Genomic DNA, 13,005 nt, shown 5'->3' on the forward strand with positions numbered 1-13,005 from the left:
TGACAAAGTTGCAAAAATATCAATTGAGTGAAATTTTATAACGCGTTAGAGTCAATACTCAATTTGAAATGTCCCTTATCAATATTTTCAAATATCCACCACAAATTGCATCCAAAATGAGAACAAGATGACTGTATATAACTTTTGCGCTGGCCCTGCCAAACTACCTGATGAAGTAATGATCAAAGCCCAAGCTGAATTTAGAGATTGGAATAATACTGGTTGTTCGGTTATGGAGTTAAGCCACAGAAGTAAGTCTTATATTGAAGTATACGACCAAGCCGTAGCTGGGATTAAAAAATTATTAAACATCAGCGACGACTACAGTATTTTATTTATGCATGGTGGCGGTAGAGGGCAGTTTTCAGCAGTTCCATTGAACTTGATCACTGAAAATAAAAAAGCGCATTATGCGGTTACCGGTTCTTGGTCTAAGTCTGCAGTTGCAGAAGCTGAAAAGTTTGCTGATATCACAGCAGCCGATTATGTTAGTACCGACGAGCAGGGCAATAAGTTCGTACAAGACTTTGATAAGTGGCAAGTTGATCCACAAAGCGGATTTTTACATTATTGTCCAAATGAAACGGTAGATGGTATTGAGATTTTTGATGCACCCAAATTTGACGTTCCAGTGGTTGCTGATATGTCCTCCACTATTTTATCGCACCAGATTAACGTCAACGATTACGGTTTAATATACGCAGGCGCACAAAAGAACATAGGTCCGTCTGGCGTCAGTATTGTGGTTATAAAAAACGAACTACTATCTCGTAGCAGTGATTCAATTCCATCAATACTTAACTACAAGTTAACCGCAGAAAACGGCAGCATGTTTAACACTCCACCGACTTATGCAATCTACTTAGCAAAGTTAGTGTTTGATTGGTTAATTGAACGTGGTGGCGTAGAAGCGCAAGAAAAAATTAATATCAAAAAAGCAGAATACTTATATAGCGCGATAGATAAGTCTGACTTTTACTCAAACCATATTGCCGCGAGTAATCGTTCACGCATGAATATTCCATTTTTCTTAGCAAATGATGAGTTAGATAAACAATTTTTAAGCCAAGCTGAAGATAATGGCTTATTGGCACTTAAAGGTCATCGTATCGTTGGCGGAATGCGCGCGAGTATTTATAACGCCTTACCATTTGAAGGTGTTAAAGCGCTAGTTGAATTTATGCAGGAGTTTGAACGTACTCATGCTTAATAAAGAAGTGGTTAATTTAAACAAACATGACTCATTAACGTTAAAACATATTACGGCATTTAGTGGCGATGTAACGGTTCCAGGCTCAAAAAGTCTTTCTAACCGCGCCTTATTATTAGCGGCATTATGTGAGACAAAAACAACAATACGTAACTTATTAGACAGTGACGACATTCGTCATATGTTAACGGCGTTAAAATCGTTAGGTATTAATACTGAATTAAACGATGACAAAACCGTTTGCGTCGTTAATGGCAAGGGTGGTCAATTTAATACACCAACCGAACCTCTATTTCTCGGTAACGCTGGAACAGCTATGCGTCCATTGGCTGCTGTGCTTGCTTTTTCTGGTATTAATGCCGAATTAACTGGCGAAGCGCGTATGTTTGAAAGACCAATTGGTCATTTAGTCGATGCGTTATTACCACTAGGTGCAAAAATAGATTATCTAGGTGATACAAATTATCCACCTCTACAATTGAGCCCGTTTGAACAAGTGACTTGTTCAGAAGTTAATATAGATGGCAGTGTATCGAGTCAGTTTTTATCTGCATTATTAATGGCTGCGCCTTTATTGGGACGCACGATCACCATAAACATGGTGGGTGAATTAGTGTCTAAACCTTACATAGATTTAACGTTAGATATCATTAAACAGTTTGGCGTAAATATTACCAACAACAATTATCAATCGTTTGTTATTGATGGTGGCCAAGCTTACGTTTCACCAGGCGATTTTATGGTGGAAGGTGATGCATCATCGGCCTCTTACTTTTTAGCGGCTGGCGCGATTAGTGGCGGACCGGTTAATGTATATGGTGTTGGAAAAAATAGTGTGCAGGGTGATATTCAGTTTGCCGACGTATTAGCCAAAATGGGGGCAACAATCACCTATTATGACGATCATATATCGGTCACTTCAAATGGTCAGTTAACCGCTGTTGATATGGATATGAATCATATTCCAGACGCGGCAATGACAATCGCGACAACTGCATTATTTGCTAAAGGCACCACAGCGATTAGAAATATATATAACTGGCGTGTAAAAGAAACAGACCGTTTACATGCAATGGCAACTGAACTTAAAAAAGTTGGTGCCACGGTAGAAGAAGGGCACGATTATATTATCGTAACCCCAAATGAGATAAATCACGCGGCAATAGACACGTATGACGATCACCGTATCGCAATGTGTTTCTCATTATTGGCGTTTGATAAACAAAGCGTAACCATCAATGACCCTAAAGTAACCAGCAAAACCTTCCCGGATTATTTTGCTCGATTCAACTCTTTGGTCAAATAACGACTAGATATTTACTCGTTATTTTCTCATATTTATGCAAAGGCCCTTAACTGGGCTTTTATGCGTTAAATAAATTACTGTTAAATCAATTTCATTTTATTGTATTTCAAGTATAATCTCGCCCGCAAATTCACCTTATGGAGTATTTATGGAGCAAACAATTCCGGTTATCACTATCGATGGCCCGAGCGGAGCAGGTAAAGGCACAGTCTGTCGTTTACTCGCTCAGAAATTGGGTTGGGAAATATTAGACAGTGGCGCAATTTACCGAGTATTAGCATTGGCTTCCATCCATCATCAAATTGAACCGTCAGATGAAGAGAGCTTAATGCCTCTTGCTGCGCACTTAGACGTTCAATTTTTGTCGACTGAAACAAGTTCTAAGATTGTGTTAGAAGGCGAAGAAGTTACGCAAGCGATTCGAAACGAAGAAGTTGGTGGTATAGCCTCACAAATCGCAGCATTGCCGCGTGTTCGTGAAGCATTATTACGCCGTCAACGTGCTTTTAGACAACTACCTGGTCTTATTGCCGATGGCAGAGATATGGGAACGGTTGTTTTTCCTGATGCGGAAATTAAAGTTTTTCTTACGGCAAGCGCCGAAGAAAGGGCGAATAGACGTTATTTGGAGTTGAAAGAAAAGGGTCACGATGTTAAAATCGGCGACCTTTTGAGCGAGATACAAGCTCGAGATGACCGAGATACTAACCGAGCAGTAGCGCCTATGGTGCCTGCAGAGGATGCTATCGAAGTTGATTCGACACATATATCAGCGCAAGAAGTGTTTCAACAGCTAATTTCAGTTGTAGAAGCTAAATTTTGTAAATAGCAGTTGGCGACCTTTTGTTTTAAAAGGTTTTTAACATAATTAACAGCCTTGTTAGCATGGACGTAACAAGTTAAAAATCAACCCTTAGTCGCAGGAACGCCTCTTTGGCCATTAGAAGATAAAAAATGACAGAAAATTTTGCAGCATTATTTGAAGAAAGCCTTCAAACGATAGAAACACGCCCTGGTTCAATTGTTAAAGGTACAATTATCTCAATTGACCGTGACTTAGTATTAGTAGACGCTGGTCTTAAATCTGAATCTGCAATTCCTGCAGCTCAGTTTAAAAACCACGCTGGTGAGCTTGAAGTTGCTGTAGGCGATGTAGTAGACGTAGCGTTAGAGTCAATCGAAGACGGTTTCGGTGAAACTATCTTATCTCGCGAAAAAGCGAAACGTTATGAGTCTTGGGTACGCCTTGAAAAAGCTTGTGAAGAACAAGAAATCGTTAAAGGTGTTATCTCTGGTAAAGTTAAAGGCGGTTTCACTGTTGAAGTTGAAAGCATCAGAGCTTTCTTACCAGGTTCTCTAGTAGATGTTCGTCCAATTCGTGACACGTCTCATCTAGAAGGCAAAGAATTAGAATTTAAAGTTATCAAGCTTGATCAAAAACGTAACAACGTTGTTGTTTCTCGTCGCGCAGTTATCGAAACAGAAAACTCTGCAGAACGTGAAGAGCTTCTTGCTAACCTTGAAGAAGGTTCAGAAGTTAAAGGTATCGTTAAGAACCTTACTGACTACGGCGCGTTTGTTGACCTTGGTGGCTTAGACGGTTTATTACACATCACTGATATGGCTTGGAAACGTGTTAAGCACCCAAGTGAAATCGTAGCAGTTGGTGACGAAATAGACGTTAAAGTACTTAAATTTGATAAAGAGAAAAACCGTGTTTCTCTAGGTCTTAAGCAATTAGGTTCAGATCCTTGGGGTGATATTGCTGGTCGTTACCCAGAAAGTTCACGTCTTAAAGGTCGTGTTACTAATCTTACAGACTACGGTTGTTTCGTTGAAATCGAAGACGGTATCGAAGGTCTTGTTCACGTTTCAGAAATGGACTGGACAAACAAGAACATCCATCCTTCAAAAGTTGTTAACTTAGGTGACGAAGTTGAAGTTATGGTTCTTGAGATAGACGAAGAACGTCGTCGTATTTCTCTTGGTCTTAAACAATGTAAAGACAATCCTTGGGAAGTATTCGCTAAAACTCATAATAAAGGCGATCGTGTTTCTGGTAGCATCAAATCTATCACTGACTTCGGTATCTTTATTGGTCTTGACGGCGGTATTGACGGTCTTGTTCACTTATCTGACATTTCTTGGAATGTTTCTGGTGAAGACGCAGTACGTGAATTCAAGAAAGGCGACGAAATCGAAGCTGTTGTTTTACAAGTTGACCCAGAGCGCGAACGTATCTCTCTAGGTGTTAAACAAATGGATTCTGACCCGTTCAGTGAATACCTAGAAGCGAACAAGAAAGGTTCTTTAGTTAAAGGTCAAGTTAAAGACGTTGACGCTAAAGGCGCTACTATTGTTCTAGGTACTGAAGTTGAAGGTTACATTCGTGTATCTGAACTTTCAGCAGAACGTGTTGAAGACGCTTCTACAGTATTAAAAGCTGGTGAAGAAGTTGAAGCTAAGTTTGTTGGTGTTGACCGTAAGAATCGTGTTATTAGCTTATCTATTAAAGCTATCCACGCTGCTGACGAGAAAAATGCACTTGATAACTTGCAAAGTCAAACTCCTGAGTTTGAAAACGCAATGGCTGCAGCATTCAAAAATGCACAAAAAGACTAATATTAATTAGTTTGTGAGAAGGGAGCTTAATAGCTCCCTTTTTTTATACAAAAATTTTACAAAATCATTTTTATGGTCTTTAATAAATAAAATGTAACTTATTGAAGTGCATAAATATATTTTGGTGCTACACTAATTCGAATTCCATATAAAACACTTGGTTCGTTATGAACGGACAATTACTATTTTACTTAGGTGAAAAAATGACAAAGTCTGAACTAATAGAAGCATTAGCAGAAAAATACCCAAATCTACCAATTAAAGACGTAGAGTTAGGCGTTAAAAGCATAATTGATAACATGGCAGAAACCCTGGCAGCCGGTGAACGTATTGAAATACGTGGCTTTGGCAGCTTTTCATTGCATTACCGTGCCCCACGAGTTGGCCGTAATCCAAAAACAGGTGAGTCAGTTAATTTAGAGGCGAAGTATGTTCCTCACTTTAAACCGGGTAAAGAATTGCGAGAAAGAGTGGATTTTCCGCAATCCTAGATTGACTCTAATTGCTAGTTACAATAGCCTAATACTCTTGGATAAACGGAGTATTCGCTATTGAAAGTTTTATCATACATTTTTTTAATTATTCTTATCATAATCGCATTAGCTTTAGGCAGTGAAAACGGCCAGCTTGTGTCGGTAAATTTATTATTTGTAAGAGTAGAAATGAGCTTAGCTGCAGTAATTTACAGTGCATTTGTGTTTGGCTTACTTTCTGCGTTATTAATCTTCCTATTAAAGAAATTAAAACCTAATGCTTGAGTTGCTATTTTTATTGTTACCTGTTTCCGTCGCGTATGGTTGGGTAATGGGAAAGCACAGTGCTAAAAAAGAGTTAAAGCAACAACAAGCTTCAATGAATCGTGCGCTAACATCCAGTGTTAGCCTTTTATTGAATAACAAAGAAGAACAAGCTTTTGATCAATTGATCAAATACCTCGACGATACACCTTCCAGTATTAATAATTATTTGACCATGGCACAGTTATTTCGCAAAAAAGGTGAAATAGACAAAGCCATTTCCATCCATGAAGGTTTATTAAAAACCGAGCATTTAGAATTACCCCTTCAGCAAAAAGAAACCATCCAGTTAGAGTTAGCTCAGGACTTTTTATCGGCGGGAATGTTAGAAAGGGCACTATACGCCCTAGAACCTATGATGCTAAGTGACCGAGCTGACGACGCGTTAACATTAGCTTTACATATCTACGAGCAAACTCGTGAATGGGATGAAGGCGTTAAGGTATTTTTAGATGTGCCAAATGGCCAGGTAAGCTCAGAGAACCGCCAATTAGTGAGTCACTTTTATTGTGAAATAGCGGACAAGACCGAAAACATTAAAACCCAAAAACAATTATACAAAAGGGCACTTAAAGTAAACTCAGGTTGTACTCGTAGTTTAGTGTCCTTGGCTAAGTTGTATATGGACACCAATCAAAAACAAAAATCGCGTGAATTCATTATTACAATTTTAGACAACGAGCCGAGCTTTGCTCCTGCGTTGTTTAATATAGCGCCTGAATGTTTTGTTGACGAGTTTGAACAAACTGCATGGTTATATTGGTTAATTAAAGACAAAAACATTACCAGCGTAACCGCCCATAACCAAATGGCGGATTACATAGTAAAAGAAAACGGCTTGGAGTCAGGCAGAGAATATATCATTGAGCATTTGCAGCAAGTACCAAGTGTACGTGGCTTTGCAAAGTTAATTGAACTAGAACGCGAGTTTATGTCTAATTCTCACTTTGACCAACTGCTCAAGTTACTCAACCGTTATATAGAATTAAAACCCAACTACGAATGTAAAAGTTGTGGTTTTTCGTCCAACTACTTTACATGGCGATGCCCAGCCTGTAACAGTTGGCAAACAATGAAACCGTTAACCGGATTAGATGGCATTTAACAAATAGTTAGTGAGATAAGAAAACGTGGATAAGAAAAATATTGTTGTAGCATTAGACTTTGAAAACAAGTCAGAAGCATTAGCCTTAATTGATAGATTAGATCCAAGCCTTTGCCGCCTAAAAATAGGCAAAGAAATGTTTACTCATTTTGGCCCTGAGTTTGTGACAGAAGTACAAAACAAAGGTTTTGATGTATTTTTAGATTTAAAATTCCACGACATCCCAAACACAGTAGCAAAAGCCGTTAAAGCGGCAGCCGACTTAGGCGTATGGATGGTTAACGTTCATGCATCTGGTGGCAGTAAAATGATGCAAGCTGCGCGTGACATATTAAAACCTTATGGCGACAAAGCACCTTTGTTAATTGCTGTAACGGTATTAACGTCAATGTCAGAAGAAGACTTGTTAGATTTAGGCATCACCAAATCACCAGAGCAGCAAGTAAACTTTTTAGCTGGTTTAGCACATAAAGCAGGAATGGACGGCGTTGTATGCTCAGCACAAGAAGCACAAATGCTAAAACTGAACTATGGCGTAGACTTTAAACTTATCACGCCAGGTATTAGAACAGCAGACGCTTCAGTAGATGATCAAAAACGTATAATGACACCAGAAAAAGCAGTTAATGCAGGTTCTGATTATTTAGTTATCGGCCGAGCAATCACCAAGTCAGCTGATCCAATTAATACCATGAAAGAAATATACAGCTCACTTAATAGCTAATTGCACTGTCTTAAAGACTGTATATACACAATAACGCAAATACGCTTGAATAACGTATCTGCGTTATTGTTTAAAAGCCTTTATTCTTTGCTGTATAAATAATAAATCATGACTAACAATGGAATGTTTTTGGTAAGAGGGCCAAACGGGTGTAGCCAGAACTCAGGCTCAATAATCGTCAGTAGTAAGCTATAAGATATGATAGTAACCAACTGAATAAGATAACAAAGCTTCAATTTTTTGCCTATCAGCAACCATACACCAATGAACATATCTAAAAGACTGCCAGATAAAATAATCAAATCTGCAAAACTATCTGTAATTCCAATATTAGCTAAGACATCGTAACCAATCTGTTTGGAAAAAAACTGTGATGTGATCCCCGTAAACAACCACAAAAAACTCAAACTAAGTCTCGCCACTAAATAAAGCCTAGAATTCACTGTATAAGCTCCTATATAACTGAAAATGGTTTGTACACCATTAACCAGAAGATCACTAATATTGAAATGAAAGCCGGAATACCTAACGCCGTCCATAACCGCATCATTTTTTTAAAGTTTGGGTCTATGGTTCCGATTTTTAACGACGAGTCTGCAAGTGCTCTAAGTTTATACTGGATTAATACAACGGGAACCCAACATACACCTATAAATATAAACAATGTAATCACCCATAAAAACCAGGTTGAAGTAAATGTATAACCTAGCTTAAGCATAAGAAGTATACCGCTGACAAACTGGACTATTACGGCAGGCGTTGTGAATAGCCAATCGGCTAGAACCACGTGACGTGCAGTTATAGCCAAGGCTTCTACATTGGAAGAACGGTTGGCCATAAACATAAAGAAAGCGATGCCCATACCAGTACCCGCTATGATCATCGCGCTTAAAATATGTATCATTTTTAATAAAAGATAGTTATCCAACGTTTTTCTCCGTTTGGTGGAAAATACCTAGAGGCATTGCTTCTTGATCAAATTCTTCCAATGTATAAAGACCTAAACAAGGTGTTGCACCTCTGGTCTGTATACTTCCTGTTATTAATTTCTTTGCAATAATTATGGTTGAAATCGTAGGGATGTAAGGACCAATATTGTCGTTGGCATTTAGCGTCCACTTAATATGTTTTACTTGGTTTGTATCGTCTAAGCCGGATAAGTTTATTTGCATCGCACCTTTGTCAGTGCCCAATCGTTTAAATAACTCACTAGATTTAAAAATAGGTTTAGTAAATTTAGACCAGTCTTTTATTAATCCAACTTTGGCTAAAGCCGCCATGAAAACCATACCAAAATGTAATAAAGGTAGTTCTAATCCAGCTTGGAATTTAACCGTGTTAACTGGTTTATAACGTTCAGGAAACAACTCAAGATCGGGAATGTCGATATTAGCCAGCCAACGTTTACCAAGGCCTGAGCCAAAGTTTAATTTTCTAGGAGACATCCAACCATATTGGTTAATCCATTCACCATTGTGAAATGCAGAGAAAGGGTGGCCGGTATAGGAAAGTATGCCTTTAACTGTCGCTTCGCCTCGTTCCGCTTTATTTCCTGGGGCAATTGCAAAGTCAATTTCACTAAGACTTGAAAACTCACCGATGAAACTATCTATAACCGTAGATGATAACCCTGGTACTGAACTAGCGCCTGAAACAACTAATAAATCTTTGTTTTTGGCAGCGTCATTAAGTGACGTAATATCACAAACGAAACGACGATCATCTGCTAAATCAATGTAATGGCTGCCTATAGAAATACACGCTTGTGGGACGTGGTAGTTTTGTCCCTGAAAAGGCCCACCGGTATGTATAACAAGATCAGGGGATAATGATTTAAGTTCATCAACAAATGTTGCTTGATAAATATCGATAACCGCAGATTCTAGTACTGCATTAGCGCCGTTTAAAGATAATGCCTGACATAGTTTTTTTGCCTTGTTACGGTTTCTTCCTGCGATAATAATAGTAATGTCTTTTACTTCAGATAAATTTTCGGCGATACGTTTACCAAAGTTACCGTAACCACCCAAAATTAATACTCTACGTACAAGCATGTATAGTTCTCTAATCCTTAATGTATGCTATTCATATTGCCTTAGGGTTATTTGGATGTAAAGAAAGCTAAGTTATTCCTATCGTTAAGAATATTAACAAAAAGCACACACCAAAAGCTTAACAAAACCATCTGGATAAAACAGCCAGCAAAGATTGTTTAAATATCAAGCAAACCTGTCATACTCAACCTTTGGATAAAAAACAAACAAATAATATAGGTTTGTCGGCGAGTATTGTTTCCCTCTATACTATTTCTTATAACAGTACCTAAAGCTTATGTTCTTGTTTAACAATGAAAATAATAATAAAAGAATTTTGATTTTGGCCGATAAAACTTTATGTCGTTTAAAAGCGTATAAAAATACAGATACAAGTTAGCTGGATAATCAACCAAAAATCGCCAAATCAAACCTAACAAAAAATGAGAGAACTATGCTCAAATCATTAAAGTTCACCACCAAAGTTACGCTGGCTGCGTCTTTAGTTTTAGTGTTTGTATTGGGTTTATTTACCGTAAATAACTTTGTTGTAATGCAAAATCAGACTCAAGAGCAGTTATCTCAAGTACTGCATGAAATATCAGAGTCGGTCTCACAAAACATCTCTAACTGGCTTAACGGTAAACTTGCTATTGTCTCAGGTGTTGCCAATGTCTATAACAACGACTTAACCAAAACCCAAATATTGGAACGTCTAGATCTTGCTGATGAAGCAGGGGGCTTTAAAAACGTATATATAGGGCGAGTAGATGGCACCTTTATATTAGACGACCAAACGATTCAATTACCAGACGGTTACGACGCCCGTGAGCGACCTTGGTATCAATTGGCTAAAAACCAAGAAACCACCACCTTTACCGCACCTTATATTGACGCAACCAACAACGAATTAATCATTTCAGCCGTTGTACCTATATTTGAAGATGCCGAATTTTCAGGTGTTGCCGGTGGCGATATCGACATGACTACTATTACTGAGATCGTCAACAGTATCGACTTTTTAGGTTTTGGTTATGCGTTTTTAGTCGACAGTAATAAACAGATCTTAAGTCACCCAGAACAAAAATATAACAGCCTGCCTATGTCTAAGTTGTTTAACCAGGACCTAGCGTTAAACGCTGAATTTGCCTCAGTCAAATTAGATGAAACTGACCATTTAGTGTCGTTTATAAAGATCAGCGGAATTAAAAATGTAGATTGGTACTTAGGTGTGGTTATCGGAGAAGAAATAGCATATTCGTCAGTTTCTAGCTTTAGGAATATGGCGGCGCTTTATATGATATTAGGCGTTATTGTTATCGTCATTATGCTGCAAACCTTATTGAAATATTTAATGCAGCCTATGCAACGTTTAAGTGACGCCATCAAAGATATATCACAAGGAGAAGGGGACTTAACTAAACGTTTAGTAGTTGAGAACAACGATGAATTTGGCGAGCTTTCTCATCACTTTAATATGTTTATAGAAAAAATACATGGCTCTATAGAACAAGTTAGAACCAGCACCATACAATTAGAGCGCAGCGTAGAGAACTTAGTGGAGTCCACTACAGCCACACAGGAAATGTACTCGGATCAAACTAAATTGACCGACGGTTTAACCTTAGCCATAGAAAACCTTTCAGCTAGCGCTCGTGATATATCTTCCAATGCAACCAACGCATCTGAACTTGCTTCTAACGCTAATGCTGAAGCTAACTCTAGCCATGACTCGTTAGATAAAAACATTGCCGTAATTAAAAACTTAGCAAATAAAATGACAGAAGCTGAACAAGAAATTGAAAGTCTTGAACAGCACACAATTAGTATTGGCCAGGTATTAGAAGTTATTAAAGGCGTAAGTGATCAAACTAACTTATTAGCACTGAATGCTGCAATTGAAGCCGCTAGAGCTGGCGAAGCTGGCCGAGGTTTTGCGGTTGTTGCCGACGAGGTTCGTCAATTGGCATTTAGGACGCAAGAGTCGACTCGCGAAATTGAAGAAACGGTTGGTCAATTACAATTAAGTGCCGCGTCAGCCGTAAGTTCAATGAAGTCCAGCTTAGCCGACACCCAAGCATCCGTTGAACAAGCAACACATGCTGGTGAGCAAATGGAAAACGTGAGTAAAGTGATAGGTGCTATAGATGAAGTTAATCACAGCGTAGCAAATGCCACCACAGAGCAAAACAATGTAACTCAGTCAATTGATAACGATGTTCACCATATAAGAGACATTGCCACCAAAGGGCAACAAAACTTATCCGACGCGCTAAACGAATGCACCAACTTAAAAGCGCAGTTTTATGAACTAGAAAAACTAGTGTTAACGTTTAAGGTTTAGTGCGAAGTTAATCAAGATACTTAGGATTTAAAGCTCCAGATTTGTTATTTAGCCGTATAATCAACAAGAGAAAATATGAAATTAATTACTCTAATATTACTAAAGTTGATTACCTTTGAAACAAAAGGAACTAGCTTCTTATTGTGGTGAGGAAGAAGTTAAGTAAACTGGACTAAGCAATAAATTGTGGGTTTTTAGATAGAATTAAACAGTTTATAAATGATATCTCCGTATCCCCAAATCATAGTTCCAATGATAGCCCAAACAATTAGATTTATTTCTACCAAAGTATCATACGGTTTAATAATTTCACGCATTTCATTATCAGCTGATAGTGAGTAATAAGGCTTATTACTAGGTTCTAAATCTACTTTTAAGTTGTCTATAATTAGTTTTTGGGTGAATGAATATAAGAGGTTCATTTTATTCTTATGCTTCAATTCAAGTATTATTGCAGTAATAACAATTATTGAACCGCTGCGTTGAAACCAAATGCTTGGTGTATCTTCGTAATAAGAAAATACTTGTGAATAAGCAATAACAACGACTGTAAATAAAAATGAGTTGAAAAATAGAATTCGAAACCAAGGAGCTAAACTATTTAGATTATAAAGTTGTAAGGTTTTTATAAAGAACCATAGCTCTTGTTTAGGCTTTATTTGTTCATCCATATATACAATTCCATATAATATTAATTATCCGAGTTTAAGTTAGTTGACTGTCTAGTTACAGTCAAAGTTGATTTTTAAAAAGAAGCTGTGTTAAGCATTCAATATAGGATAGCTATTAATTTAAGATAGCGTATATCCCTCTTAGCTAACTACATACGCAAATGCGCATAATGTATATTATGTTAAATAGAAT

At 37.8% G+C, this 13,005-nt stretch carries 13 protein-coding genes; 9 read left to right on the plus strand and 4 right to left on the minus strand.

The features are described 5' to 3' along the window. Positions 1-127 precede the first annotated feature (127 nt). The 8 genes from serC to pyrF all read left to right on the plus strand — a co-directional run bounded on the left by serC (position 128) and on the right by pyrF (position 7,764). Entirely contained in the window at positions 128-1,210 is a 1,083-nt protein-coding gene (serC, locus tag BTO11_RS11605; RefSeq protein ID WP_105052756.1) for a 3-phosphoserine/phosphohydroxythreonine transaminase, read from the plus strand. Next, on the plus strand, positions 1,203-2,516 hold the full coding sequence (aroA, locus tag BTO11_RS11610; protein WP_105052757.1) for a 3-phosphoshikimate 1-carboxyvinyltransferase: 1,314 nt from the start codon (positions 1,203-1,205) through the stop codon (positions 2,514-2,516). The genes serC and aroA overlap by 8 nt, the downstream gene beginning before the upstream one ends. Positions 2,517-2,664: 148 nt before the next feature. Beyond that, the gene (gene cmk, locus BTO11_RS11615) at positions 2,665-3,345 is read left to right on the plus strand and encodes a (d)CMP kinase (RefSeq protein ID WP_105052758.1); all 681 of its coding nucleotides are present in this window, start codon (positions 2,665-2,667) and stop codon (positions 3,343-3,345) included. 125 nt (positions 3,346-3,470) lie between these two features. After that, the gene (gene rpsA / locus BTO11_RS11620; protein ID WP_105052759.1) at positions 3,471-5,138 is read left to right on the plus strand and encodes a 30S ribosomal protein S1; all 1,668 of its coding nucleotides are present in this window, start codon (positions 3,471-3,473) and stop codon (positions 5,136-5,138) included. Positions 5,139-5,341: 203 nt separating this feature from the next. Next, the gene (locus tag BTO11_RS11625; protein WP_105052760.1) at positions 5,342-5,629 is read left to right on the plus strand and encodes an integration host factor subunit beta; all 288 of its coding nucleotides are present in this window, start codon (positions 5,342-5,344) and stop codon (positions 5,627-5,629) included. Positions 5,630-5,689: 60 nt separating this feature from the next. Beyond that, on the plus strand, positions 5,690-5,896 hold the full coding sequence (locus tag BTO11_RS11630) for a LapA family protein (RefSeq protein ID WP_105052761.1): 207 nt from the start codon (positions 5,690-5,692) through the stop codon (positions 5,894-5,896). Beyond that, entirely contained in the window at positions 5,889-7,040 is a 1,152-nt protein-coding gene (locus tag BTO11_RS11635) for a hypothetical protein (protein WP_105052762.1), read from the plus strand. The genes BTO11_RS11630 and BTO11_RS11635 overlap by 8 nt, the downstream gene beginning before the upstream one ends. A 25-nt stretch (positions 7,041-7,065) precedes the next feature. Beyond that, positions 7,066-7,764, plus strand: a complete 699-nt coding sequence (gene pyrF, locus BTO11_RS11640; RefSeq protein WP_105052763.1) for an orotidine-5'-phosphate decarboxylase — start codon at positions 7,066-7,068, stop codon at positions 7,762-7,764. Between the two features lie 80 nt (positions 7,765-7,844). Here pyrF and BTO11_RS11645 read toward each other — a convergent pair whose 3' ends face one another. The 3 genes from BTO11_RS11645 to BTO11_RS11655 are packed head-to-tail and all read right to left on the minus strand — an operon-like array spanning position 7,845 to position 9,818. Further along, positions 7,845-8,207 carry a DoxX-like family protein gene (locus BTO11_RS11645; protein ID WP_219846467.1) on the minus strand — a complete coding sequence of 121 codons (363 nt, stop codon included), beginning with the start codon at positions 8,205-8,207 and terminating at the stop codon, positions 7,845-7,847. Positions 8,208-8,218: 11 nt separating this feature from the next. After that, entirely contained in the window at positions 8,219-8,692 is a 474-nt protein-coding gene (locus tag BTO11_RS11650; RefSeq protein ID WP_105052765.1) for a DUF2269 family protein, read from the minus strand. Next, a complete protein-coding gene (locus tag BTO11_RS11655; protein ID WP_105052766.1) occupies positions 8,685-9,818 on the minus strand; it encodes a saccharopine dehydrogenase family protein in 1,134 nt (377 codons plus the stop codon). Before BTO11_RS11655 ends, BTO11_RS11650 begins: the two co-directional genes overlap by 8 nt. A gap of 433 nt (positions 9,819-10,251) precedes the next feature. Between BTO11_RS11655 and BTO11_RS11660 the strand changes: the two genes are divergently transcribed. Further along, positions 10,252-12,141, plus strand: a complete 1,890-nt coding sequence (locus BTO11_RS11660; RefSeq protein WP_105052767.1) for a methyl-accepting chemotaxis protein — start codon at positions 10,252-10,254, stop codon at positions 12,139-12,141. A gap of 194 nt (positions 12,142-12,335) precedes the next feature. Here the strand turns inward: BTO11_RS11660 and BTO11_RS11665 are convergent, their stop codons facing one another. Further along, a complete protein-coding gene (locus BTO11_RS11665; RefSeq protein ID WP_105052768.1) occupies positions 12,336-12,812 on the minus strand; it encodes a hypothetical protein in 477 nt (158 codons plus the stop codon). Between the last annotated feature and the right edge of the window lie 193 nt (positions 12,813-13,005).

The organism is Psychrosphaera saromensis (assembly GCF_002954545.1).
Classification (GTDB): Bacteria; Pseudomonadota; Gammaproteobacteria; order Enterobacterales; family Alteromonadaceae; genus Psychrosphaera; species Psychrosphaera saromensis.